Consider the following 25,156-nt stretch of genomic DNA (forward strand, 5'->3'; position numbering starts at 1 on the left):
GATCCACCGAGGCGAGAATCTGTTCGACGAGGTACCGCCGCTCCTCAGCGGACGGTGCCGACATAGATGTAGGCGGTGCCGAACGTGAGCGCATGCGCGGACTTTGCCGCGTAGGCCCCGGACTGGTCCATCAACTCCAGGAACTTGTCGCCCGCCGGGAAGGCGGCGGACGTCTTGGGCAGGTACTGGTACGCGGCGCGGTTGCCCGTCAGCAGCCCACCGACGGCGGGCATCACCGTCTTGCTGTAGAAGCGGAACAGGGCCCCGAAGGCCCCCGTGGGCTGGCCGAACTCCAGCACCACCACATGGCCACCGGGCCGGACCACCCGCGCCATCTCCTTCAGGCACTTCACCGGGTCATCCACGTTGCGGATGCCAAAGGAGATGGAGGCCACGTCGAAGCTGTCTGCCGCGAAGGGCAGGTCCATCGCGTCGGCCACCTGGAAGTCCACCTGGAGGCCCGCCTTCTCCGCCTTGGCGGGAGCGCTCTCCAGCATCTCCGGGCAGAAGTCCGTGCCCACGACGCGGCCGGAGACGCCCACCTTGCGCTTGAAGGCCAGGGCCAGGTCGCCGGTGCCCGAAGCGCAGTCGAGGACGCGGTCTCCCTCCTTCGCGGTGCTGAGCCGGACGGCCTTCCGGCGCCACAGCCGGTGGATGCCGAACGAGAGGACCTCATTCGTCACGTCGTACTTCGTGGCGATGGAAGAGAACATCTCACGGACTTCAGTACTCATCGCGCCCTCACGACCTGGGCCGGGCTTTCCGGCCGCCAAAGGTGTCGGTCCACCGCGTCTAGCACGGCTGGCAGCCGCCGCATCAACGTCTCGAAGCCTTCGGGCGTCAGGGCCTGGTGCCCATCGCACATGGCCAGCTCGGGCTTCGGGTGGACTTCAATCAACAATCCGTCCGCCCCCGCGGCCGCGGCCGCCAGCGACATGGGGAGGATGAGCGCCGGGTCCCCCGTCGCATGGGACGGGTCCACGATGACGGGCAGGTGGGAGCGCTGCTTCGCCCAGGCCACCGCCGCCAGGTCCAGGGTGTTGCGCAGCTCCGTCTCGAAGGTGCGGATGCCGCGCTCGCACAACATGACCTGCTCGTTGCCGCCGTCGAGGATGTACTCGGCCGCCAGCAGCCACTCCTGCAGCGTGGCCGACAGGCCTCGTTTGAGCAGCACGGGCTTGCGCACCTTCCCCAGCGCCCGCAGCAGCGAGTAGTTCTGCATGTTGCGCGCACCCACCTGGAGGATGTCCGTGGACTCCTCCATGAGGGGAATCTGCGCCGACTCCATCACCTCACTGATGATGGGCATGCCGTGGCGCCGCCCGGCCTCCGCCAGGACGTGCAGGCCCGGCTCGCCCATGCCCTGAAACGCGTAGGGGCTGGTGCGAGGCTTGAATACGCCACCGCGCAGGACATGGGCACCCGCGGCGGCCACCACCGAGGCCGCGTGCTGCACCTGCTCCGCGCCTTCCACCGCGCAGGGGCCGGCCATGACGACGAACCCGGGGCCGCCGACCTCCACGGGACCCACGCGCACGCGCGTGCCTTCGGGCCGCTCCGCGCGAAGCACCCGCAGCGCGCCCGGGGCCCGTCCGGACCCGGCTGGTTCGTCTGGCCGCTTGCCTCCCACGGACCCTCTCCTTCATGGAGTTCAAGAGGTTTTGAACTCCTTGGTGCATGTATAGCCGAGATGGCTTAGAAGACAACCGAAGGTGATTGCGCCGCAATCGCCGATGAGGAACGCTGATGAAGACGCTCAATCCCGTTGAGAGCCAGCGCTGGGTGGCAGGAATGACGCCCCTCGCGGTGGTGGATCCGCTCGCGGGTGCGGACGTATTGGGCGTTCCGACCGTCTATTGGGAGCGTCCGCTGGCGCAGGAAGCGGCGGCGGGGTGGGGCGAGGCGGCGGTGGTGGAGGCGCAGGACGCCTCCGACATTCCTGGCGTGCTGGCCTCGCTCGGGCGCGCGCGGGTGCGCTGGCTGGGCGAAGCTCCGGAGGCGATGCCGGGCCCCTGGTTTGGGGGCATCCGTTTCGGTGTCTCGGGCACGGTGGATACGGCGTGGGCGTCGCACGGTGTGACGCGCTGGACGCTGCCCGAGGTGCTGGTGTTCCGCACGGCGCGCGGCGTGTGCGTGGTGGCCTTCGCGCAGGAAGGCCGTGGGGGCGAGGACCTGGTGCGCTCGCGGCTGGAGCGCGTCTGTGCCTGCTTTCCGGAGTCGTACCGGCATGCGCGCGGCGAGCCCGTGGCGCTGGAGTTGCGTGCCTCGCGGCCGGACTTCGAGGCGCGGGTGCAGCGCGCGCTGGACGCGATTGCGTCCGGGCACCTCCAGAAGGTGGTGCTGGCGCGCCCGCTGGATGCGGAGGGGTCCGCGCCCTTTGACGTGGTGGACGTGCTGGCGCGGCTGCGCGAGCAGAATCCCCGCTGCGCCACCTTCCTGTTCCGCGCGCCGGACGACACGTGCTTCCTGGGCGCCACGCCGGAGACGCTGTGCCGGGTGGACGGGCAGGTGCTGGAGACGGAGGCCCTGGCGGGCACGGCCGCGCCTGGCCAGGCGGACGGCCTGCGGGGACACGACAAGGACGTGCGCGAGCACGCGTCGGTGGTGCGCTACCTGGTCGCCGCGTTGAAGCCGCTGGCGGAGCAGGTGTCGTCGGACGCGGAGCCCGCGCTGCTGACCTTGAAGAACGTGGTGCACCTGCGGACGGGGTTTCGCGCCGAGCTTCGGCCCGGGGTGACGCCGGCGCAGGTGGTGGAGGCGCTGCATCCCACGCCGGCGGTGGGCGGCACGCCCCGTGAGCGCGCGCTGTCGTTCCTGGTGGAGCACGAAGGCCTGGACCGTGGCTGGTACGCGGGGCCAGTGGGCTGGGTGGGCCCTGGACGCGCGCACCTGATGGTGGCGCTGCGCTCGGCGCGCGTGAAGGGCGCGAAGGCCCGGCTGTTCGTCGGCGTGGGGCTGGTGGCTGGCTCCAACGTGGACTCGGAGTGGCGGGAGACGGAGATGAAGAGCCTGGCCATGTTGAGGGCCTTGGGAGGCGGGGATGTCGTCCGACGCTAACCTCAACGTGCTGTGGGCGCGCGCGTTGCTGGAAGAGCTCGTGCGCGGTGGGGTTCGTCACGCGGTGGTGTGCCCGGGTTCCCGGTCCTCGCCCCTGGCGCTGGCGTGCGCCGGGACGGAGGGGCTGCGAACGTGGTCCGTCATCGACGAGCGCAGCGCGGGCTTCTTCGCACTGGGGCTCGCGAAGCAGTCGCGCGCGCCGGCTGTGGTGGTGGCCACCAGCGGCACCGCGGGCGCGCACTTCTACCCGGCGGTCATCGAGGCCGCGCTGTCTCACGTGCCCCTGGTGGTGCTGACGGCGGACCGGCCTTTGGAGCTTCAGGGTTGGGGCGCGCCGCAGACGGTGCCGCAGGCGCGCTTCTTCGGAGAGCACGCCCGCTTCTACGCGGACCTCGGTCAGCCCGAGGCGCATGACGCGGCGTTGATCCACCTGCGTGCCACCGTCGCCCGAGCGGTCGTCAGCGCGTGGCGCGCCCCGCGTGGCGCCGTGCAGCTCAACGTCCCGTTCCGCGAGCCGCTGGCCCCCATCGCCGAGCCCTTCGCCGAGGCGTCCCTGAGCGCGCTCGCGAAGTCAGGCCGCGCCGGTGCGCCGCTGACACGCATCGTCCCGCCGGAGCCGGTGCCGGACGCGGCCACCCTGGACGAGGTTCGTCGCCGGATTGCCGCGACCCCTCGCGGCGTCATCGTGTGTGGCCCGCGCGATGAAGCGGATGGCTTCGCGGCGGCCATCAGCGCGCTGTCGCAGGCCACGGGCTACCCCGTACTGGCTGAGTCCACCTCGCAGGCGCGTTATGGCGGCGGCCCGCTCACGCTGTCCTATTACGACGCGATGTTGCGGCACGCGCCGTTCGCGAAGGCGCACCGTCCGGAGCTCGTGCTGCGCTTCGGTGGGGGGCTCACGCCGAAGGCGCCTCAGCAGTGGCTGGACGGCTCGGGCGCGGACATCGTCCTCTTCAGCGACGGGGGCGGGCTGTTCGACCCGGCGCACCGTGCTTCCACGGTGGTGGAGGGCTCGGCGGTGGCGGCCTGCGAGGCCCTGACGCGAGGGCTCACGCGCGGCGTGGGGCCGTGGGCGCGCGGCTTCCTGGCCGCGGAGCAGCGGGTGCGCACGGCGCTGGAGGCCGCGTTCGCGGAGCAGGCTGACATGCTCTCCGAGCCACGCATCGCTCGTGAAGTGGTGGCGGCGCTTCCAGCGGGCGCGCCGCTCTTCGTGTCCAGCAGCATGCCCATCCGCGACCTGGACGCCTTCGCCCCGGCGGGCACGGTGCCGCTGCGGGTGCTGGCCAACCGGGGGGCCAACGGGATTGACGGCATCGTCTCCAGCGCGCTCGGCATGGCGGCGGCGGCGGGCCGACCCGCGGTGCTGCTCACGGGGGACCTGGCGTTGCTGCATGACGTGGGGGCCTTCGTCACCGCGTCGCGCACGCGGGTGCCGCTCACGGTGGTGGCGGTGAACAACGACGGCGGCGGCATCTTCTCGTTCCTCCCCATCGCCCAGGCCGCGCCTCGGGAGACGTTCGAGACGCTCTTCGGGACGCCTCACGGTGTGGACCTGTCCCACGCGGCGGCGCTGGGCGGGGCCCGGTTCCATCGGCCGGAGACGCCCGTCGCGCTCAGGTCGGCCGTGCGCGAGGGCTTGGAGGGCGGGCTCCACCTGGTGGAGGTGCGAGTGGACCGCACCGCGAATGTGGATGAGCACCGGCGGCTGTTCGCTCGAATGGCGGCCTCACTGGGAGAAGGACCATGGGCGTGAAGCTGGCTTACGAGACGTGGGGTGAGGGCTCCCGTCCGCTCGTGTTGCTGCACGGCTTCACCGGCAGCCGCAGGTCATTCGACGGGCTGCGTCCGCTCCTGGGCAGCGACGTGCGCGCGGTGGTGGTGGACCTTCCCGGTCATGGGGCCACGCCGCTGCCGGACCAGCGGGGGCGTGAGGCCTTCCTGGAAACGGTGGACGCGCTCGTCGCGCTGGTGGACTCGCTGGGCCATGGGCCCGTGGACCTGTTGGGTTATTCGCAAGGGGCCCGCGTGGCGCTGGCGGCGGCCGTGCGCGCGCCGGACCGCTTCGGCCGGCTCATCATGGAGAGTGGTTCACCCGGGCTGCACCGGCGCCAGGAGCGCGCGGCCCGGCGTGAGGCGGACGGACAGCTCGCGGCCTTCATTCGTTCGCGAGGCGTGGACGCCTTCGTGGAGCGCTGGGAGCAACTGCCGCTGTTCGACGGCCTGCGCCAGCTTCCGCAGGAGCGCAAGGACGCGCTGCGCTCACAGCGCCGCGCCTGCACGGCGGAGGGGCTCGTGGGCGCGCTGGAGTGCCTGGGCCTGGGCGTTCAGCCGGACTTCTGGCCCGAGTTGCACGCCCAGCGGCTGCCCACGCTGCTGCTGACGGGCGCGTTGGATGCGAAGTTCACCCAGCTTGCCCGCCGCATGGCCACGGAGCTGCCGGTGGTCTGGCGCCACGCCTTCGAGGGCTGTGGCCACGCTCCGCACCTGGAAGCGCCGGAGGCGTATGCCCGTGAAGTCCTCGGGTTCCTCCAGACGCCCTGGTACGAGGCCCCGCAGTTCGACAGTCCCGTGGCCGTGAGCGAGGGACGGGTGACGTCGTGAGCACGTCGGTTCCGGCGCCGGGCCCGCTGTCGGTGAAGCCCCGTCCCGGGGTGAAGCACTGGGTGATGGCGGCGCGTCCCAAGACGCTGACCGCGGCGCTGGTGCCGGTGTTGGTGGGCACGGGGCTCGCGTTCGGCTCGGGCGTGGGGCGCCTGCTGCCGGCGCTGGCGGCGCTGCTGGGCGCGGTGCTCATCCAGATTGGCACCAACTTCATCAACGACTACTACGACTTCAAGAAGGGCGCCGACACACACGAGCGGCTGGGCCCTCGGCGCGTGACGCAGAGTGGCCTCATCGCGCCGGGCACCGTGCTGGCGGGCGCGGGCGTGTGCTTCGCGCTGGCCACGGCGGTGGGCCTGTACCTGGTGGCGGTGGGCGGCTGGCCCATCATCGCCATTGGCCTGGCGTCGCTGCTGTGTGGCTACGCGTACACGGGCGGCCCCTTCCCCCTGGGCTACAACGGCCTGGGAGACGTGTTCGTCTTCATCTTCTTCGGCCTGGTGGCGGTGACGGGGACCTACTACGTGCAGGCGGGGACGGTGGACCCGGCGGCGTGGTGGGCGGCGGTGCCCGTGGGCGCCAGCGGCACCATGCTCATCGTCGTCAACAACCTGCGCGACGTGACGACGGACGTGAAGGCTGGCAAGCGCACCCTGGCGGTCCGCTTCGGCACGGGCGTGGGGAAGGCGGAGTATCTCCTCCTGCTGGTGCTGTCGTACGCCACGCCCTTCGCGATGTACGCCCTGAAGCTGGCCAGCCCCTGGGTGTTCCTGTCCCTGCTGAGCCTGCCCTTGGCGGTTTCCCCGCTGCAGCGGGTGCTGAAGCAGGAGGGGGCGGCGTTGAATCCGGCCCTGGGGTCCACGGCCAGACTGCAGCTCGTGTTTGGGGTGCTGTTCGCGTTGGGCCTCTACCTGCGATGATGTGAGTCCATGCGGATTGCCCAGGTTTCGCTCATTCCCCTCCGGTTGGAGCTGCGCCAGCCCCTGAAGACGTCTCAAGGGGTGCACGCGGCGCGAGAAGGCTTCCTCATCCGCCTCGTCGACGAGGAGGGGCGCGAAGGCCTGGGCGAGGCGATGCCGCTACCGGCGTTCGGCACCGAGTCGCTCGAAGACTGCGGCGTGACGCTGAACGCCTGGTTGTCCGAGCTGAAGGGCCAGTTCCTGGGTGACTCGGTCCGGGCCATCGAGGACACGTTGTCGCCGTTTCCCCCCGCCGTGGCGCGAGGCGACGGCGTGCGCATCCGGGCACGGCGGGTGACGCCAGCGGGCCCCATGCCGGCCGCGGAGCACGCGCTGGAGCTGGCGCTGCTGGACCTGCTCGCGCAACGCCAGGGTGTGCCGCTGTGCTGGCTGCTGGCGGAGGAGGCTCGGACGGAAGTGGCGGTGAACGCGCTGCTGGGCGCCGACACCCCCGAGGCCCTGGCGGAAGAGGCCCGTCAGGCCGTGGCCGAGGGCTTCGGGACCTTGAAGCTGAAGGTCGCCGGCCGTCCGCTGGACGCCGACGAGGCGCGCGTGAAGGCCGTGCGCGACGCGGTGGGGCCGGACGTGAAGCTCCGCCTGGACGCGAACGGCGGCTGGTCCGAGCCCGACGCGAAGCGCGCCTTGGACCGGCTGGGCTGGTATGGCCTGGAGCTGGTGGAGCAGCCCACGCCGCCGGAGGACCTCGCGGCGCTCTGGCGCGTTCAGCGCCGCGCCCCATGCCCGGTGGCCGCGGACGAGTCCCTGGCTTCTCCCGATGCGCTCCGGGCCTTGCTGACGGTGGACCCGTTGCTGGGCGGTGGGCCGGCGGTGGGCGCGGTGGTGCTGAAGCCCATGGTGCTGGGCGGGCTGTTGCCGTGCCTCGTGGTCGCGATGCGCGCGGCGCGGCTCGGGATGCAGGCCTATGTCACCAGCTCCATTGATGGCGTGGTCGCTCGGGCCGGCGCGGCACACCTCGCGGCGGCGCTGCCCTCGGGCGCGCTGGCCTCCGGGCTCGCGGTGGGGCGCTTGCTGGTGAGGGAGCCAGAAGGACACCCGTACCATCCGCGGCGAGGCGTCATCTCCCTGTCGAGCACCCCGGGGCTCGGACTGAGCTCCCTGTCCTGGGTGTGACGGCCAAAGAGGCCCCAAGGTGACGGAATGCCGGTCCTGGCGTGTCCCATTCGAGAAGGCGCCCGCGGTCACCCCGAGGCGGAGGCCCTGACGTTCGCGGGCCGCTCCTGGTCCTACGGCGCGCTGGATGCGGAGGTCGCCCGGTGGGTGGCCGCACTCGAGGCGGAGGGTGTCGGAGCTTCGGACCGGGTGGCCTCGCTGGCGACGAACCACGCCGCCTCCGTGTGCCTCTTCTGGGCGCTGGGCCGGCTGGGCGCGGTGCTGGCGCCGCTCAATGCCCGGCTCACGGCCGCGGAGCTGGCGCCCATGGTCGAGGACCTCCAGCCCCGACTGACGCTGGCGCTGGGAACCCTGGTGGAGCGACTTCCTGGTGCGCGGCCACTCGAGTCGTTCGCGGAGGCCGCGTCCACGGGCGCCTCGACGTGTCAGCCCCTGGAGTCCTCATCGCCCCGGGTCGTGCTCTTCACCAGCGGGACGACGGGCCGGCCCAAGGGGGCCGTGCTGACGGAGGGCAACTTCCGGGCGTCTTCACGGGCGTCCGCTGCCAACCTGGGGGCGCACCCATCCCCGCGTTGGCTGGGCACATTGCCGCTCTTCCATGTGGGGGGCATCGCCATGCTCACCCGCACCGCCTACGAGGGGGGCTGCCTCGTCCTGCAGGAGCGCTTCGACGCCGATGCGGCCAACCGGGCCATCGACGGGGAGGGCGTGTCCCATGCGAGCCTCGTCGCCACGACGCTGGAGCGGGTGCTTGACGCGCGGGGGGAGCGGCGCATGCCGGACTCCTTCGCCCTGGCCCTGATAGGCGGAGGGCCCGTGCCCTTGCCGCTCCTCGCGCGGGCGAGCGCCGCGGGCCTGAGCGCCCTTCAGACTTACGGCCTGACGGAGGCGTGCTCACAGGTGACGACTGAGCGCCCGGACCAGGCGGACGGCCGCACCGCCGGCGTCCCGTTGCCGGGTGTCGAGGTGCGCATCGTCGGCGAGGGGGGCGAAGTCCTCGGCGCTGGAGCGGAGGGCGACATCGAGGTGCGCGCGCCCACCGTGATGGCCGGGTACTGGCGGCGTCCGGAGGCCACCCAGGAGGCGGTTCGGGACGGCTGGCTGCGCACGAAGGACGTCGGAGTGCTGGATGCGCGGGGACGGCTCACCGTGCTGTCACGCCGCACGGACCTCATCGTCCGAGGCGGGGAGAACATCTACCCGGCGGAGGTGGAAGCGGTGCTCGTCCATCACGCCGCGGTGCAGGAAGCCGCCGTGGTGGGCTTCCCGGACGACCGCTGGGGCGAAGTGCCCGTGGCCTTCATCGCGCCGCGCCTGGGGCAGCCGCAACCCGGGGAAGAGGCACTGGCGGCGTGGTGCCGTCAGTCCCTGGCGGGCTTCAAGACGCCCGCGCGCTTCGTCTGGGTGGACGCGCTGCCTCGCAACGCCATGGGGAAGGTCGAGCGCACCGTCCTGAGACGGCACGCCCTCCGCTGACCCACGGGGCTCAGCACTCCGAGATGGGGTGGCCCCAGGGATTGGTCCGCGGGAACTGCCGCAGGACGGTGCTCAGTCGGCAGGTGGCCGACACGGTGGTGGCAGCCCCGGGCCGGCGAGAGGCCGACGCGCCCCGATGCTCGAAGGTGCCCAGGCGGGCCGCCTGCATCGCCAATTGCTTTTCGACCTCCGGGGACCAACAGGAGAACTCAAGCCATTCCATGTGCGTGCTCCTTCGCGCCGCAGTGTTCGGGCATATCCGACCTTTTCAAGTCGCGAAAATCACGACGCCGCGCGTTGAAGCTGGCAATCGGTGGCGATTTCCCGACAAGGGTCGCCGTCTCAACCCGGGGACATGGTCGCCATCTTTCAAAAGTCACTCCGGGCTGTCGTGTTCCCGCGTGACTGCCTGCCCTCCGAGGAGGGGCCCGCACTTCCTGCGCGGACCTGGGACGCGTGAACATTCCTGCGCCGTCCGCGCCGGGCCCCCCGCCATTGCTGATACGGCTGCAACCTTTCACTCCCAAGGTCAAAACTCAAACATGCAAGGATTTCCACGCCCGTCGTTGAAGAGTTGAAGAGACAACGCGCGAGGGATTTTGATATCGAAAAGACTCAACGGCAGCTCAGCATGTGTTCTCGCAACGGGAGGGAGAGATGGCTCCGGAGTCCGTTGATGTCATCATCGTGGGCAGTGGTCCGGTGGGAGCGATGGCGGCGAACCTCCTGGGACAGCAGGGGATTCGGACGCTGGTGGTGGAGCGTGAAGTCACGCCTCATGGCCAGTCGCGCGCCATCAGTGTGGATGACGAGGGCCAGCGCATCTTCCAGTCCACGGGGCTGGTGGGCGACCTGGGCGCGGGCTTCTATCCGTGCAAGCGGCTGCAGTACCTGGATGACTCGCTGCGCTCGCTGGCGGAGGTGGACTTCACGCGGTTGGACCGGCCGTTCGGCTACGTGCCCGCGGCCTTCTTCCAGCAGCCGCGCATGGAATCAGTGCTTCGCCAGGGGCTGAAGCGCTTCCCGCATGTGGACCTGTGGCTGGGCCACGAGGTGGAGTCCTTCGTCCAGGACGAAGAGGGCGTCACCGCCCGCGTGAAGGAGGTCGCGGGGGAGCGCGCCGTCAACGTGCGCGCGCGCTTCCTGCTCGCGTGCGACGGCTCGCACAGCTCCATCCGCCGGCGGCTGGGCCTGACGCTCGTGGGGACGACGGCGCTGGAGCACTCGCTGGCCATCACCGTGAAGACGTCCTCACCCGAACCGGACTTCACCAGCTACCTGTGTGGCCCCGTGCGCCGGGGCTTCATCGCGCGCACCGCGCCGAACGAGATTCGCTTCGACATCATCCTGGAGCCGGATGCGGACCTGCAGGCGGCGCGCTCGCCCGAAAACGTGCGGCGGCTGATTGGCTACTACCTGGACCCGGATTCGGTGGAGCTCGAATCCGTCAAGATCTTCTCGTACCACAGCCGCATGTCCGAGCAGTGGCGGGTGGGCCGCGTGTTCCTCCTGGGCGACGCGGCGCACCTGATGCCGCCGTTCCTGGGGCAGGGGCTCTGCGCGGGCCTCCGGGACGCGGCGAACCTGTCCTGGAAGCTGGGGCGGGTGCTCGCGGGCGCGGCGGATGCGTCGCTGCTCGACACCTACGAGGAAGAGCGGCGTGGCCATGTGTCGGAGGTGATTCGCGGCTCGGACGCCATGGGCCGGGTGATGATGTCGGGCGGGCGGGTGATGGCTCGCGTCCGCAACGCGCTCATCCAGGTGATGTACCGGCTGCCGGTGCTGGGTGACTTCATCCGCGACTACAAAGTGAAGCCGGAGATGCCGCTGCGCAGGGGCTTCATGCACGGCGCCCAACGCGAGAAGGGCGACGTGCCGGAGGGCTCCTACTTCCCGCAGCCGCGCGTGGAGCGCCCCGACGGGGAGACGGCGCTGCTGGATGACTGCCTGGGCGAAGGGTTCGCGGTGCTCACGCGCCCAGGCGCCTCCCAGGAAGCGCAGCGCGAGGCACGGGCCCTGGCGGACGAACTCGGGGCCCGCTGGTGGCAGGTGGCCGCCGCCGACCGCGCGGGAACCGGCGGCGCGGGCACGCTGGTGGACCTGGACGGCCGCCTGGGCGCCTGGTTCGCGCGGTACGCGGCCGACCTCGTGGTGCTCCGGCCGGACCGCTACGTGTTCGGTATCGCGGGAGGCGGCAAGCGGGGCCACCTCCTGGGCTCGCTCAAGGGCCGCGTCCGACCTCCCTCGCGTCCGAACGGCGCGGAGGTCCGGCGGGCGGGCTGAGGCGCGCGGCTGCGGGAAGACAACAGGCGCCCGGGCCGGGGCGCCACACGACGGTGACGTGGGGGCGCGGGGAGGCTCAGGCCGCGGCGGCGGACTGGACCAGCTTCCCGGCACGCTCCACGCAGTCGCCCATGAAGCGCAGATAGATGTCGAGCGCGCTGGCGCCCGTCTTGGCGATGATGGGCGCCTTGTCCGGCACCTGGGCCAGGAGCTTGTCGAGCATCACCTCGTTGAGCGCGGTGTGACCCACATCAATCTCCGTGTGCTCCTTCAGGAAGGACATGCCCTGGAGGATCTCCTCGCCACAGACCTTCTTGGCCTGCTCGAGAATCACGGGGCCGAGCACCGTCGACAGGCCCTCGATTTCGTACTCGATGGCCACCTGCGCGGCGGGCATCTCGCCGGTGATGGTGTTCTCGTGAATCTCCCGGTACTCCTTCATCGCGGCCGTGGGCGGCTGAGCCAGGAGCTCCTCGACGTTCAGCTTGGGGCTGCGGCGCTCGTTCCAGCGGGCCACCAGGTGCTTGGTGTCCTCGACCATCATCAGGTGGTGGCCGGCCTCGTGCTTGGCGTGGGCGATGAGCTTCTGGCCCACGTCATCCAGGCCCACCTTCACGGTGGCCTCACCGGCGCGGCGAATCCACCCGTCCACCGGCTCCGTCATGTAGACGCCCAGCGAGTTCCAGGTGATGAGGAAGGCCTCGAAGAGCGCGGGGTCCGCCTTGTCGTCCAGCAGCACCTTGAGCCGGGGGTCCGTCTTGATGCGCTCACGGACGGCGGTCAGGTTGGGCGTGTACAGCTCCTCCACGAGTGGCTTGCTCATGTTCGTTATCCCTGGCGAGAGTTGGGGGCGCTTCGGCGCCCGATGGACACTTCACTGATGTGTTCGAGATAGTCGGGGATCAACTTCGCGGAGATGATCCACATGTACGGGTCCGGACCTGCGTGAATCCCGGCGTCCTGTACGTACTGCCCGCCGTCGTCCTCACAGAGATAGTGGAACGAACGGCGGTGGCGGGCGGCGTACCAACGGCGTGCCGCATCCACCAAGGCGACGTAGGTGGACGGCCCCGCGTCGCTCAGGGGGAACAGCCGTGCCATGTCGAGCAGGCTGTAGAGGTTGGTGCCCGGCTGGCCCAGCTCCAGGACGGCGGCGCCCAGGGCCACGCCGTTGCGGCGCGCGATGAGGACTTCGCGCTCGCGCTCCAGGCCGAAGGTGTTCCACTGACCCTGGACCGCGCGCATGTCGATGCGGTCGCGCGTGAAGTCGAGCGCCTCCACGTAGCAGGACGGGCGCGAGTGGGCGATGTGGTCCGTCAGCAGCGTCAGCTCGGCGGAGGTGGCGGGGCTGATGGTGATGCCCTCGTGCAGCCGGCCCGTCTGCTCGTGCGTGTAGACGTCCATCATGTGGATCTTGCGCGTGAAGGCCAGCTCCGGGTTCGCCGCCATGTGCCGCTCGCCGTAGCGGACGTGCGCGCGCGCGATCCATGGGTTGAGGCCCTCCACGTAGGCCACGGCCCAGCGGAAGTCGGGGTCGCTCTGCGGGTGCTCGAAGCAGCGCACGTACAGGTCGTGCATGATGCGGCCCGGCTCCAGCCCCTTGAGGGCGGGCTTGCCCGGGCGCTTGGCCACCTGGTGTCCCATCCAGGTGTGCCGGTACGACTTCATGATGGACAGCGTCGCCTCGGGGCCGCGCTCGGAAGGCCAGACGGCCTGGCAGAAGAGCTGCGGAACCTCCGCGGCGCGCTTGGCCATGTGGCTGAAGGCTTGCTTCAGCGCGTCGAACTCCTGAGAGGATTTGTTCGCCAGGCTGAAGAAGCCAGACAGCGTGAAGACATCCCAGAGCCCCTCTTCCTGCACGTCACTGGTGCAGGTGTTGGGGTTGGTCGTCTGGGAGACGAAGCGCACCCAGCGCGCCTCGTCGGAAGAGTAGGGCGACACGCTCAGGCCACACAGCACGGCGCCGTCGGCGCGCGTGCTGGTGACGTAGCGGATTTCACCGCGCAGGCTGATGGACTGGCCGTCCGGCGTGTGGAGCTCGAGCAGGGGCGGCAACAGCCCCGGGAACAGCAGGTCCTCCGGGCGGCAGCGGATGCACATGCCGGAGAAGGACAGGTCCACCACCGCGCGCTCCATCTCCCCCTGCTCACGCCACAGCGGGTGGTGGAAGGTGACGCGCACGCCCGCGGGCGCGGGCGTGCGGCGGTGCCAGCGGTGACGGATGCGGAAGAGGACGTCTGGCAGCGGCGACGTGAAGCGCTGGCCGTCCGGCGCTCCCGCCTCCAGGCGCATGCGGTACGCGCTGTTGTGGCCGATGACGTCGATGTCGTAGGGCGCCTCGCCCCAGTCGGCCACCGGGTCCTCGGCGTGCCACTCCAACTGCTCCGTCTCCGCGTTGTAGCGCTCCAACACCAGGCGGACGGTGCGGCCCATGCGGCGCAGCACACCCTTGTTGCCCGCGGTGCTGATGGCCAGCAGGATGGCGCGGATGCGCTCGGCCTCGTCGATGGTGTCCTGCACCGGGAGGGCGGACGCGGCCGGCTCCGCGACGCCACGCTTCAGCGCGTCCGCCAGCAGTGCCAGGATTTGACGGCCCTGCTCCAGGGACACGTTCACCAACTGCAGCCCCACCGGGGACCCGGCCGTCTCCGCGTCCGTGCGGATGTAGGCGCCACGGATGGGGCCCAGCGTCACGCCACAGCCGGACAGATAGATGGGCAGGCCGCGCGCGTCGGAGGTGTCCACCTCACCCGTGGGCATCACCCACACCACGGTGGGGCTCAGCCGCGTCACCACGCCAATGGCGCCATCCGGCGTACCCACGCAGCAGGTGATGGCATCCGCGTCCGTCCCGTGCAGGGAGTAGCCCGAATCATCCAGCGCGGCCTCGGCGGGCGGCAGCGGAATCACGTTGAACAGCGCGTCACGACTGCGGAACTCGACCGACCGACGGTCGGAGAGCGGGTTTCCCCCTTCCATGAACAGGCGCCCCCTTCTCCGGTGCTGAGGAACCCCAGATGCAGTCGTCGAAATTGCAAGCACGGTTGTTCCTCCTCGCTCCAGCGGTGCTGCGTTAGGCGGCGAATCGCTATAGGTCCGCATCATACGAATTTCCGAGGAACAGTCAAATCGGATTTGTGCAGTCAGGCTGTTTTCTGGCTGGCGGAATGGACGTCCGTGGGTCGTAGGTGACAGCACCTACTTCCAAGTCTTACGAAGCGATTCACCGCTACGGCACACTCATACGGCGAAGATGCTGCGCGGCTGTAATGTCATAAGTCTGGCAGGCTGTGCGTACTTTCTCGTAGTGAAATGGCGTTCGTCAGACCGGCTCGTTAGAGTTCCCTCAGTACAGCGAGCGGGAGGTGTGAGGGATGAGTGCTGTCGTGAACGCTGTGGGAGGGACGCGGGCCTCGGAGCAACGCCAGGCGCCTGTTCACGGCCGCGCCACGGCCCTGATGCCGGTGGACTCGCCAGACGTACTCCGAGTGGATGTCACGGAGGTCGTTGGCGGCGCGGTGGAACTCCTCTCAGTCACGCGCCGCTTGCGAGGAGTCCAGGTTTCCCTGGAGCTTCCTGAGGACCCGGTCCCCGCTAATGTCAGTCACCGGCGGCTGCAGCAGGTGCTGCTGCTGTTGTTGGCGCACGCCGCGGATGCCTCGAACGGGCAGGGCGTTCGCGTGGCGGTGGATGCCGCGGACGACTTCGGGGACCTGCCGCCTCGCTTCCAGGTCCAGGTCGCGGGGGCGTCGCTGTCCGCGCGGGAGCTCCAGGCCGTCTTCCTGTCGCCCATGCTGGTGGGGCCGCTGCACCGCAAGCTGGCCCGGGCCCGAGAGCTGACGGAGTCCATGGGTGGCACGTTGGAGGTGGCCAGCAGCGCGGCCGCCGGCATCACCGTGACGGTGGAGCTGCCCGCGCCGGGGATGTCCAGCTGGTAGTCCGGGCGGGCCGCCGTGCCCGCCGCTGATCCACTGAAGAGCAAGAGGAGGGCGGGCCACAGTGCCTGGCCCTCCTTTTTCGTTGCGCCGCCGGGAATGTCGGCCGTGTCGTTTCGTGCGCGTGCGGGGACAGGCCGTTATTCCGCGCTCGGCCGCTGGCTCCGATAAGTCGTTCCGCGTCGGCCCGTGGCCAAACTCCTTGACGTCGCGGGGCGGGTTCTCGACTATCCCGCGCCGATTCTTACACGGTCACACCTTCTCAGGAGCACATCCATGGCGCCCCCGTCATCCGGAGAGAAGATCTCCCTGCAGAGCGGCAAGCTGTCCGTCCCGGACAACCCGATCATCCCCTTCATCGAGGGCGACGGCACCGGCCGCGATATCTGGCGTGCGTCCCAGGCGGTGTTCGACGCCGCGGTGGAGAAGGCCTACAAGGGCAAGAAGAAGATCGCCTGGTACGAAGTCCTGGCCGGCGAGAAGTCCTTCAAGGCGGTCAACAACTGGCTGCCCGAAGAGACGGTCGAGGCGTTCCGCACCTATCTGGTGGGCATCAAGGGTCCCCTGACGACGCCGGTGGGCGGCGGCATCCGGTCGCTGAACGTGGCCCTGCGGCAGATGCTGGACCTGTACGTCTGCCTGCGTCCCGTGCGCTACTTCAAGGGCGTTCCCAGCCCCGTGAAGACGCCGGAGAAGGTCGACATGACCATCTTCCGTGAGAACACGGAAGACATCTACGCGGGCATCGAATTCGAGGCTGGCACGGCCGCCGCGGAGAAGTTCCTGGGCATCCTGAAGCAGGAGTTCCCGAAGGAGTTCGGGAAGATCCGCTTCCCGGCCGACGTGGGCCTGGGCGTCAAGCCGGTGTCCCACGAGGGCAGCGACCGGCTGATCCGCGCCGCCATCCAGTACGCCGTGGACCACAAGCGCAAGAGCGTCACGCTGGTCCACAAGGGCAACATCATGAAGTTCACCGAAGGCGCCTTCCGCAAGTGGGGCTACGAGCTGGCCGCCCGGGAGTTCGGTGACAAGGTCTACACGTGGGACCAGTGGGAGGCCACCAAGGCCGCCAAGGGCGAGGACGCCGCCAACGCGGAGCAGAAGGCCGCGCTGGCCGCCGGGAAGATCCTGATCAAGGACTCCATCGCGGACATCACCCTGCAGCAGGTCCTCACCCGTCCGGACGAGTTCGACGTCATCGCCACGCTGAACCTCAACGGCGACTACCTGTCGGACGCGCTGGCGGCGCAGGTGGGCGGTATCGGCATCGCGCCGGGCGGCAACATCAACTACGTCACGGGCCACGCGGTGTTCGAGGCCACGCACGGCACGGCGCCCAAGTACGCGGATCAGGACAAGGTGAACCCGGGCTCGGTCATCCTCTCCGGTGAGATGATGTTCCGGCACCTGGGCTGGCACGAGGCGGCCGACCTGATGATCCAGGGCATGGACCGCGCCATCGCCAGCAAGACGGTGACCTACGACTTCGCCCGCCTGATGAAGCAGGAAGGGCAGAGCGGCGTCTCCGAGGTCAAGTGCTCCGAGTTCGGGCAGGCCATCATCAAGAACATGTAGTCCCCTCTGGGGACCCAGGAGAGGCGAATCCATGGCTCAGAATGGCAAGAAGAAGATCGGCCTCATCGGCGGCGGTCAGATCGGCGGCAACCTGGCGCTGCTCGCCGTGCAGAAGTCGCTCGGTGACGTGGTCCTGTACGACATCCCGGCGGCCGAGGGGCTGGTCAAGGGCAAGGCGCTGGACATCAACCAGCTGGCCGCGGTCGACGGTTACGACTGCCGCGTGAAGGGCACCACCGACTGGAAGGACGTGGCCGGCTCGGACGTGATCATCATCACGGCCGGCATGCCGCGCAAGCCGGGCATGTCCCGCGAGGACCTGCTCGACATCAACCTGAAGATCATGACGGACGTGGCGGGCAACATCAAGCAGCACGCCCCGGGCGCCTTCGTCATCAACGTGGCCAACCCGCTGGACGCGATGGTGTTCGCGCTCCACAAGATCTCGGGTCTGCCCAAGCACATGGTCGCGGGCATGGCGGGCGTGCTGGACACCAGCCGCTTCAAGTGCTTCGTCGCCGAGGCGCTCGGCTCGTCCATCCGCGACGTGGAGGCACTGGTGCTGGGCGGCCACGGCGACGACATGGTCCCGCTCGTCCGCCACAGCACGGTGGGCGGCGTGCCCCTGACGCAGCTGATCGCCAAGGACAAGCTGGACGCCATCATCAAGCGCACCCGTGAGGGCGGCGCGGAGCTGGTGGGCCTGTACAAGACGGGCAGCGCCTACTTCGGTCCCGCCGCTTCCGCCATCGCCATGGCGGAGAGCTTCCTGCAGGACCGCAAGCGCGTGCTGCCGGCCGCCGCCCTGCTGGAGGGCCAGTACGGCATCAACGGCTACTTCTTCGGCGTCCCCGTGCAGATCGGCGCGGGCGGCGTGGAGAAGATCCACACCGTCGAACTGAACGACGGAGAGAAGGCCGAGCTGGAGAAGTCCTTCCAGTCGGTCAAGAAGACGGTCGACTCCGTCAAGCTGTAGTCGCTGGACGGCCACGTGCGGCCCGCTGGGGAAACCCGGCGGGCCCTGTGCCTGATGCCGTGGATGACGCGGGCTAATTGCCCCGGACGCCATGATTGCAGCGCGTTTTCACCAAGTTAACTAGCCTGTAGAACTCGCACGGGACGTCCGGGCCCTGGCGCGCCACCTGGCGGGCCGGCTCAACCGAGCAGTGTCCGGCGTCCGGCAGTCAAGGAGACGATGATGGCAGCAGCAGCGCGGTTCACGGTGGTGGGCGGCGGTCTCGCCGGGCTGATGACGACGATCAAGCTCGCTGAGGCGGGCCACCAGGTGGATGTGCTCTCGCTCGTCCCGGTGAAGCGTTCCCACTCCGTCTGTGCCCAGGGTGGCATCAACGGCGCGGTGAACACCAAGGGCGAGGGTGACCACCCGGACATCCACGTGAAGGACACGCTGCGCGGCGGCGACTTCCTCGCGGAGCAGGTCTCCGTGAAGGGCATGTGTCATGCCGCGCCCGGCATCATCTACCTGTTGGACCGCATGGGCGTGACGTTCAACCGCACGCCGGAAGGTCTGCTGGACTTCCGCCGCTTCGGCGGAACGCTGCACCACCGCACGGCCTTCGCCGGCGCCACCACGGGCCAGCAGCTGCTCTACGCGCTGGACGAGCAGGTCCGCCGCTATGAGGCCGAGGGCAAGGTCACCAAGTACGAGTACTGGGAGTGGCTCGGCACGGTGAAGGACGACAGCGGGCGCTGCATCGGCAGCGTGGCCGTCGACCTGCGCACCATGGAGATCCGCACCTTCCCGGCGGAGGCCGTGTGCCTCGCCACGGGCGGCCCTGGCATCGTCTTCGGGCGCTCCACCAACTCCATCATCAACACCGGCACCGCCGCGGGCCGCGCCTACATGGAGGGCGCGCGCTACGCCAACGGTGAGTTCATCCAGGTGCACCCCACGTCGATCCCGGGCGAGGACAAGCTGCGCCTGATGAGCGAGTCGGTGCGCGGCGAGGGCGGCCGCGTCTGGGTGCCCCGCAAGAAGGGCGACACGCGGGCGCCGCAGCAGATCCCGGAGGCCGAGCGCTGGTACTTCCTGGAAGAGAAGTACCCCAAGTACAAGAACCTGGTGCCGCGCGACGTGGCCACCCGGGAGATCTTCATGGTCTGCCGCGAGCTGGGCATGGGCATCAACGGCCGGGACGGCGTGTACCTGGACGTCACGCACATCCCCGCGGCCGTGCTCGACGCCAAGATCAAGGGCGTCATGGAGATCTACGAGAAGTTCGTCGGTGACGACCCGCGCAAGGTGCCCATGGTCATCTTCCCGGGCATGCACTACTCCATGGGCGGCCTGTACGTGAACTTCGAGGCCGACCCGAAGACGCTGACGCCGGCCGAGGGCAGCCCGAAGAACCAGTCCACCACCATCCCCGGCCTCTACGCCGCGGGCGAGGCGGACTACGCCTTCCACGGCGCGAACCGCCTGGGGGCCAACTCGCTGCTGTCGTGCATCTACTCCGGAATGATTGGCGGCCCGGCCATGGCGTCCTTCGCCAAGAGCCAGGGCACCAGCGCCGCGGCGATGCCGGAGAAGCACTTCCAGGCCGCGAAGCAGTACTGGCAGGACCGGTTCGCCACCATGCTCAAGATGAGCGGCACGGAGAACCCGTACGGGCTCGCCAAGGAGCTGGGCGACACCATGACGGAGAACTGCACCGTCGTGCGCTACAACGACCGCCTGAAGAAGACGATCGAGAAGATCCGCGAGCTCAAGGAGCGCTGGAACAACGTCAACGTGCTGGACACGGGCAACGTGGCCAACCGCGCGCTGTCGTACACCAACCAGCTGTGGAACATGTTCGAGCTGGGCGAGGTCATCGCCACCAGCGCGCTGCTCCGCGACGAGAGCCGCGGCGCCCACTACAAGCCGGACTTCTCGCTGCCCGAGCCGAAGACGAAGGACCCGACGCAGGACCCGGAGTGGATGAGCCTGTGGCGCGCGCGCCACGAGAAGTGGGCCAAGACGACCGTCGCGACGTACAGCGAGGCCGGTCCGAAGATCCACTACGAGGACATCGCCACGCCCGTGCTGGACCCCGAGCCGCGCTGGTACGCCTGAGACGGGAACCACTCAACTGATTTGGAAGTGAAGGGTCGAGCCACATGGACACTGCACAGGCATCCGCTGTCACCACCAAGACCATCACCTTCCGCATCTGGCGGCAGGATGATCCCGCGAAGCCAGGCCACTTCGATGAGTTCAAGGTCCCCTATGTGAAGGGCGCCAACGTCATCTCGTGCCTGATGGAGATCCAGCGCAACCCCGTCACCGTGGAGGGCAAGCGCGTCGCCCCGGTCATCTGGGACGCCGCCTGCCTGGAGGAGATCTGCGGCAGCTGCGCCATGAACATCAACGGCCGCGTGCGCATGGCCTGCTCGGCGCTGATCGACAAGCTGGAGCAGCCGATCACGCTGGAGCCCATGAGCAAGTTCCCCGTGGTGAGAGACCTCACGGTGAACCGCGACCGCATGTTCGACGCGCTCAAGCGCATCAAGGGCTGGGTGCCCATCGACGGGACGCACAACCTGGGGCCGGGCCAGCGCCAGGCGCCCGTGGACCAGTCGGTGATGTACGTGCTGTCCACGTGCATCACCTGCGGCAGCTGCCTGGAGGCGTGCCCCCAGGTGACGCAGGACAATGACTTCGTGGGCGCGGCGGCCATCAGCCAGGCCCGCCTGTTCAACATGAACCCCACGGGCAAGATGAACTCCGAGGAGCGCGTGCGCTCGCTCATGGGGCCCGGCGGCGTGCAGGACTGCGGCAAGGCGCAGAACTGCGTGAAGGTCTGCCCGAAGGAGATTCCGCTCGTCACGTCCATCGCGGTGATGAACCGCGAGGTGACCAAGCTCACCATCAAGGACATCTTCTTCCAGGACGAATCCCCCAAGGCCCACGGCGGCGGTCCGGGGTAGGGCGCTCGCCCGCGACTTCCTGGCTTTCTCTGGCTTCAAGCGGCCCCGGGCCGGCGTCCACCTGAGACGCCGGGCGGGGCCGCCGCCGTTGGGCCAGCCGCGGTGAAGGAAGGCTCATCTTCGCGGACATCCCTGATTATCTGCCATGCACCCTGTCGGACGGTGCAGGTGCACCGGGGTCAAACGGTCTTGCGCTCCGTCGTTTTCTGCGCAATGAGGGCCCGGCGCTGACGCCTCTGTTCAGGCTGTCTCCCTCGTCTCCACCGGAGCCTCGATGAAGATCCACGAGTACCAGGGCAAGGAAATCTTCCGGAAGTACGGCGTGCCCACGCCCAAGGGCATCCTCGCCGTTTCCGCCAATGACGCGGAGGCCGCCGCGAAGGAGCTCGGCACCTCCGTGGTCGTCGTGAAGGCCCAGATCCACGCGGGTGGCCGCGGCAAGGGCGGCGGCGTGAAGCTGGCCAAGAGCCCCGCGGAAGCCAAGGAGCTGGCCAAGCAGATGCTTGGCATGAAGCTCAAGACCATCCAGACGGGGCCGGAAGGCCAGACGGTCCACAAAGTCTACATCGAAGAAGGCCTGGCCATTGGCCAGGAGCTGTACCTGGGCGTGACGCTGGACCGCGCCACCAGCCGCATCACCTTCATGGCCTCCCGCGAAGGCGGCGTGGAGATTGAGGAAGTGGCGGAGAAGCACCCGGAGAAGATCCTCCGCGAGTCGGTGGACCCGGCCGTGGGCTTCCAGGACTTCCAGGGCCGCAAGCTGGCCTTCGGGCTGGGCCTGTCGGGCCCCACGGTGAACAAGTTCGCGCAGTTCTGCTCGGCGCTGTACCGGATGTTCATCGACACGGACGCCTCGCTCGTGGAGATCAACCCGCTGGTCATCCTGAAGGATGGCGGCGTGGTGGCGCTCGACGCGAAGGTGACCTTCGACGAGAACGCGCTCTACCGGCACAAGGACCTGCTGGAGTACCGCGACCTGGCCGAAGAGGAGCCCCGTGAGATCCAGGCCAAGGAGTGGGACCTGGCCTACATCGCGCTGGACGGCAACATCGGCTGCATGGTGAACGGCGCGGGCCTGGCCATGGCCACCATGGACACCATCAAGCTGGTGGGCGGCAGCCCGGCCAACTTCCTGGACGTGGGCGGCGGCGCCAACAAGGAGAAGGTCACCGCGGCCTTCAAGCTCATCCTGGCGGACCCGGCCGTGAAGGCGGTGCTGGTCAACATCTTCGGCGGCATCATGAAGTGCGACGTCATCGCCGAGGGCATCATCGCCGCGGCGAAGGAGGTCCAGCTCAAGGTCCCGCTCGTGGTGCGGCTGGAAGGCACCAACGTGGAGAAGGGCAAGGAGCTGCTGAGCAACTCCGGCCTCGCCATCACCCCGGCGGACAACCTGCGTCAGGCGGCGGAGAAGGCCGTCGCCGCGGCGAAGTAGTCCCGCGCACTCTTTCCTGAAAGAACGCCATGGCCATCCTCGTCAACGAAAACACGAAGGTCCTCTGCCAGGGCATCACCGGCTCGGCGGGTTCGTTCCACGCGAAGCAGATGCTCGAGTACGGCACGAAGCTCGTCGCCGGTGTGACTCCGGGCAAGGGCGGCACCACCTTCGAGGGCAAGGTCCCCGTGTTCAACACGGTGGCCGAGGCAGTGAAGGCGACGGGCGCGAACACGTCCGTGATCTTCGTGCCGCCGCCCTTCGCCGCTGACTCCATCATGGAGGCCGCGGACGCGGGCGTGTCCCTCATCATCGCCATCACCGAGGGCATCCCCGTCAACGACATGGTGCGCGCCAAGCGCTACCTGCAGGGCAAGCCGGGCGTCCGCCTGGTGGGCCCCAACTGCCCGGGCGTCATCACCCCCGGCGCGCAGTGCAAGATCGGCATCATGCCGGGCCACATCCACAAGCCGGGCCGCATCGGCGTGGTGTCGCGCTCCGGGACGCTGACCTACGAGGCCGTGCACCAGCTCACCCAGCTGGGCCTGGGCCAGTCCACCGCGGTGGGCATCGGCGGTGACCCGGTCAACGGCACGGACTTCGTGGACGTGCTGAAGCTCTTCAACGCGGACCCGGACACCGACGCCGTCATCATGATTGGCGAAATCGGCGGTGACGCCGAGGAGCAGGGCGCCGAGTACGTCGCGCGCGAGTTCACCAAGCCCATCGCCGGGTTCATCGCGGGCCAGTCCGCGCCCCCGGGCAAGCGCATGGGCCACGCCGGCGCCATCATCTCCGGTGGCAAGGGCACGGCGACCGAGAAGATCAAGGCCATGGAGGCCGCGGGCATCCTGATGGCCGCCAGCCCCGCCGAGCTGGGCACCACCCTTCAGGAGGCCCTCAAGCGGGGCGCTCCGAAGAAGCGCTAAACCCCAACGGAAACACGAGAAGGAGCCAGTCACATGGCTATCGAGCGTACGCTGTCCATCATCAAGCCGGACGGCCTGGAGAAGGGCGTCATCGGGAAGATCATCAGCCGCTTCGAGGAGAAGGGGCTGAAGCCGGTCGCCATCCGCCTGCAGCAGCTGTCCCAGGCGCAGGCCGAGGGCTTCTACGCGGTCCACAAGGCCCGGCCCTTCTTCAAGGACCTGGTGCAGTTCATGATCTCCGGCCCGGTGGTCCTGATGGTGCTGGAAGGTGAGAACGCGGTCCTGGGCAACCGGGACATCATGGGCGCCACCAACCCCGCGCAGGCGGCCGAGGGCACCATCCGCAAGGACTTCGCCACCAGCATCGACAAGAACACGGTGCACGGCTCCGACAGCCTGGAGAACGCGAAGATTGAAATCGCGTACTTCTTCCGGGAGACGGAGATCCACGCCTACCCGTACCAGAAGTAGCCGGCCGGCCCCTGGCGGGGCCGCCGTCCCAGGCCCGGTGTCCGTGCCCTAGAAGGTGCGGGCCCGGGTCGCTGTTCTTTCTGGAGACACAACCGGGTAGTGTCCACGGGGCGGGCAGGGGAGCATGGGCTCCTTTGACTTGCCGTGCCCAGGTGTGGGAAGGGACGCCCCTGGGCCCACCGTTAAGCGCAACGACGATGTCAGAGACCTCCGCCACCTCCCTGCCAGTCACCGAGCCGCTGCCGGCTCCCGCGCCCGCCAGGCTGGTGGACGTGGCCAGCCTGTCGCTGGAGGCGCTGTCGCGCTTCGTCACCGAGGAGCTGGGTGAGCGCGCCTTTCGCGCCCCGCAGCTCTACCGCTGGCTGCACCAGCGCGGCGCCACCTCGTTCGACGAGATGACGGACCTCTCCAAGGCCCTGCGCGAGAAGCTCAAGGCCCAGGCGGAGATCGTCCCCCTGGTGAAGGACTGTGAGCTGCGCAGCACGGACGGCACCATCAAGTACCGGTGGAAGACGCGGGACGGGCGCTACATCGAATCCGTCTACATGCCCACCGAGGACCGCCGGACGCTGTGTGTGTCCACCCAGGTGGGCTGCGCCATGGCCTGCGGCTTCTGCATGACGGGCACCATGGGGCTCAAGCGCAACCTGACCCCCGGCGAGATCGTCGCCCAGGTCCACGCGGTGAACCGCGAGGTCCGCAAGAACGAGGGCCACGAGACGCTGCGCCCGCTCTCCAACCTGGTGTTCATGGGGATGGGCGAGCCGCTCCACAACTTCGAGAACCTCAAGACGGCGCTCGCCATCCTCCAGTCCGGGGACGGGCCCAACTTCAGCCACCGGCACATCACCGTCTCCACCGTGGGGCTGGTGCCGATGATTGAGCGCTTCGGCAAGGAGACGGACGTCAAGCTGGCCATCTCCCTCAACGCCAGCACCGACGAGCAGCGCAGCAAGACGATGCCCGTCAACCGCAAGTGGAACATCGCGGCCCTGCTGGACGCCTGCCGGAAGTTCCCGCTGCGTCAGGGCCGCCGCATCACCTTCGAGTACGTCCTCATCAAGGGCTTCAACGACGCGGACGAGGACGCGCACCGGCTCATCGACTTGCTCAAGGGCATCCCGGTGAAGGTGAACCTGATCCCCTACAACGAGAACCCCGGCCTGGGGTTCCACACCACAGGCGAGGAGCGGGCGGAGGAATTCCGCGCCATCCTCGCGGACGGCCATGTCGCCGCCTACATCCGCAGGAATCGGGGCCGGGACATCGCCGGCGCCTGCGGGCAGCTCGCCAATCGCGGCGAGACACCAGCCGGGGCCGACAGTACGACATAAGGTCCCGAGCTTCCTTGACAATCCAGCGGGAGCGGCGTTA

The 25,156-nt window shown here is 69.0% G+C and carries 21 protein-coding genes; 16 read left to right on the forward strand and 5 right to left on the reverse strand.

Annotation, left to right across the window (positions count from 1 at the left end):
* Positions 1 to 44: 44 nt before the first annotated feature.
* Both ubiE and aroF read right to left on the reverse strand, forming a co-directional pair.
* On the reverse strand, positions 45 to 734 hold the full coding sequence (gene ubiE, locus KGD87_RS06815; protein WP_284666675.1) for a bifunctional demethylmenaquinone methyltransferase/2-methoxy-6-polyprenyl-1,4-benzoquinol methylase UbiE: 690 nt from the start codon (positions 732 to 734) through the stop codon (positions 45 to 47).
* Positions 731 to 1,630 (reverse strand): 3-deoxy-7-phosphoheptulonate synthase, encoded by a 900-nt coding sequence (aroF, locus tag KGD87_RS06820; protein WP_284666676.1) that lies wholly within the window; start codon positions 1,628 to 1,630, stop codon positions 731 to 733. Before aroF ends, ubiE begins: the two co-directional genes overlap by 4 nt.
* 116 nt (positions 1,631 to 1,746) lie before the next feature.
* Here aroF and KGD87_RS06825 point away from each other — a divergent pair, with 116 nt between their 5' ends.
* Genes KGD87_RS06825 through menE form a run of 6 tightly spaced genes read left to right on the forward strand, consistent with a single transcriptional unit; the run spans position 1,747 to position 9,224 of the window.
* Positions 1,747 to 3,057, forward strand: a complete 1,311-nt coding sequence (locus KGD87_RS06825; RefSeq protein WP_284666677.1) for an isochorismate synthase — start codon at positions 1,747 to 1,749, stop codon at positions 3,055 to 3,057.
* The gene (gene menD, locus KGD87_RS06830) at positions 3,041 to 4,810 is read left to right on the forward strand and encodes a 2-succinyl-5-enolpyruvyl-6-hydroxy-3-cyclohexene-1-carboxylic-acid synthase (protein ID WP_284666678.1); all 1,770 of its coding nucleotides are present in this window, start codon (positions 3,041 to 3,043) and stop codon (positions 4,808 to 4,810) included. The genes KGD87_RS06825 and menD overlap by 17 nt, the downstream gene beginning before the upstream one ends.
* Entirely contained in the window at positions 4,801 to 5,658 is an 858-nt protein-coding gene (menH, locus tag KGD87_RS06835) for a 2-succinyl-6-hydroxy-2,4-cyclohexadiene-1-carboxylate synthase (RefSeq protein ID WP_284666679.1), read from the forward strand. Before menD ends, menH begins: the two co-directional genes overlap by 10 nt.
* Positions 5,655 to 6,578, forward strand: a complete 924-nt coding sequence (locus KGD87_RS06840) for a 1,4-dihydroxy-2-naphthoate polyprenyltransferase (RefSeq protein WP_284666680.1) — start codon at positions 5,655 to 5,657, stop codon at positions 6,576 to 6,578. Before menH ends, KGD87_RS06840 begins: the two co-directional genes overlap by 4 nt.
* 9 nt (positions 6,579 to 6,587) lie before the next feature.
* Positions 6,588 to 7,748 carry an o-succinylbenzoate synthase gene (gene menC / locus KGD87_RS06845; RefSeq protein WP_284666681.1) on the forward strand — a complete coding sequence of 387 codons (1,161 nt, stop codon included), beginning with the start codon at positions 6,588 to 6,590 and terminating at the stop codon, positions 7,746 to 7,748.
* A gap of 27 nt (positions 7,749 to 7,775) precedes the next feature.
* Positions 7,776 to 9,224, forward strand: a complete 1,449-nt coding sequence (gene menE / locus KGD87_RS06850; RefSeq protein ID WP_284666682.1) for an o-succinylbenzoate--CoA ligase — start codon at positions 7,776 to 7,778, stop codon at positions 9,222 to 9,224.
* 10 nt (positions 9,225 to 9,234) lie between these two features.
* On the opposite strand, the gene KGD87_RS06855 is transcribed toward menE, so the two are convergent.
* Positions 9,235 to 9,447 (reverse strand): hypothetical protein, encoded by a 213-nt coding sequence (locus tag KGD87_RS06855; protein WP_284666683.1) that lies wholly within the window; start codon positions 9,445 to 9,447, stop codon positions 9,235 to 9,237.
* Between the two features lie 434 nt (positions 9,448 to 9,881).
* Between KGD87_RS06855 and KGD87_RS06860 the strand changes: the two genes are divergently transcribed.
* Entirely contained in the window at positions 9,882 to 11,507 is a 1,626-nt protein-coding gene (locus tag KGD87_RS06860) for a bifunctional 3-(3-hydroxy-phenyl)propionate/3-hydroxycinnamic acid hydroxylase (protein WP_284666684.1), read from the forward strand.
* A gap of 76 nt (positions 11,508 to 11,583) precedes the next feature.
* On the opposite strand, the gene KGD87_RS06865 is transcribed toward KGD87_RS06860, so the two are convergent.
* Together KGD87_RS06865 and KGD87_RS06870 are read right to left on the reverse strand one after the other, a co-directional pair.
* On the reverse strand, positions 11,584 to 12,330 hold the full coding sequence (locus tag KGD87_RS06865) for a hypothetical protein (protein ID WP_284666685.1): 747 nt from the start codon (positions 12,328 to 12,330) through the stop codon (positions 11,584 to 11,586).
* Positions 12,331 to 12,335: 5 nt separating this feature from the next.
* Entirely contained in the window at positions 12,336 to 14,486 is a 2,151-nt protein-coding gene (locus KGD87_RS06870) for a hypothetical protein (protein WP_284666686.1), read from the reverse strand.
* 407 nt (positions 14,487 to 14,893) lie between these two features.
* Between KGD87_RS06870 and KGD87_RS06875 the strand changes: the two genes are divergently transcribed.
* The 9 genes from KGD87_RS06875 (at position 14,894) to rlmN (ending at position 25,116) form a co-directional block, all read left to right on the forward strand.
* Positions 14,894 to 15,445, forward strand: a complete 552-nt coding sequence (locus KGD87_RS06875) for an ATP-binding protein (RefSeq protein WP_284666687.1) — start codon at positions 14,894 to 14,896, stop codon at positions 15,443 to 15,445.
* A 273-nt stretch (positions 15,446 to 15,718) separates the two neighbouring features.
* On the forward strand, positions 15,719 to 17,017 hold the full coding sequence (icd, locus tag KGD87_RS06880; protein WP_284666688.1) for an NADP-dependent isocitrate dehydrogenase: 1,299 nt from the start codon (positions 15,719 to 15,721) through the stop codon (positions 17,015 to 17,017).
* Between the two features lie 31 nt (positions 17,018 to 17,048).
* Positions 17,049 to 17,993, forward strand: coding sequence for a malate dehydrogenase (mdh, locus tag KGD87_RS06885; protein WP_284666689.1), 945 nt, complete (start codon positions 17,049 to 17,051; stop codon positions 17,991 to 17,993).
* A gap of 222 nt (positions 17,994 to 18,215) precedes the next feature.
* On the forward strand, positions 18,216 to 20,093 hold the full coding sequence (sdhA, locus tag KGD87_RS06890; RefSeq protein WP_350102493.1) for a succinate dehydrogenase flavoprotein subunit: 1,878 nt from the start codon (positions 18,216 to 18,218) through the stop codon (positions 20,091 to 20,093).
* 44 nt (positions 20,094 to 20,137) lie between these two features.
* On the forward strand, positions 20,138 to 20,947 hold the full coding sequence (gene sdhB, locus KGD87_RS06895; protein WP_284666691.1) for a succinate dehydrogenase iron-sulfur subunit: 810 nt from the start codon (positions 20,138 to 20,140) through the stop codon (positions 20,945 to 20,947).
* Between the two features lie 274 nt (positions 20,948 to 21,221).
* Entirely contained in the window at positions 21,222 to 22,382 is a 1,161-nt protein-coding gene (gene sucC / locus KGD87_RS06900; RefSeq protein WP_163782368.1) for an ADP-forming succinate--CoA ligase subunit beta, read from the forward strand.
* A 29-nt stretch (positions 22,383 to 22,411) separates the two neighbouring features.
* Positions 22,412 to 23,311 carry a succinate--CoA ligase subunit alpha gene (sucD, locus tag KGD87_RS06905; RefSeq protein WP_284666692.1) on the forward strand — a complete coding sequence of 300 codons (900 nt, stop codon included), beginning with the start codon at positions 22,412 to 22,414 and terminating at the stop codon, positions 23,309 to 23,311.
* Between the two features lie 33 nt (positions 23,312 to 23,344).
* Positions 23,345 to 23,782: a nucleoside-diphosphate kinase gene (gene ndk / locus KGD87_RS06910; protein ID WP_140791557.1), complete on the forward strand. Its 438-nt coding sequence runs from the start codon at positions 23,345 to 23,347 to the stop codon at positions 23,780 to 23,782.
* 197 nt (positions 23,783 to 23,979) lie between these two features.
* Positions 23,980 to 25,116, forward strand: a complete 1,137-nt coding sequence (gene rlmN / locus KGD87_RS06915; RefSeq protein WP_284666693.1) for a dual-specificity RNA methyltransferase RlmN — start codon at positions 23,980 to 23,982, stop codon at positions 25,114 to 25,116.
* Positions 25,117 to 25,156: the final 40 nt, after the last annotated feature.

It is taken from the genome of Myxococcus sp. SDU36 (assembly GCF_030168875.1).
Lineage (GTDB): Bacteria > Myxococcota > Myxococcia > Myxococcales > Myxococcaceae > Myxococcus > Myxococcus vastator.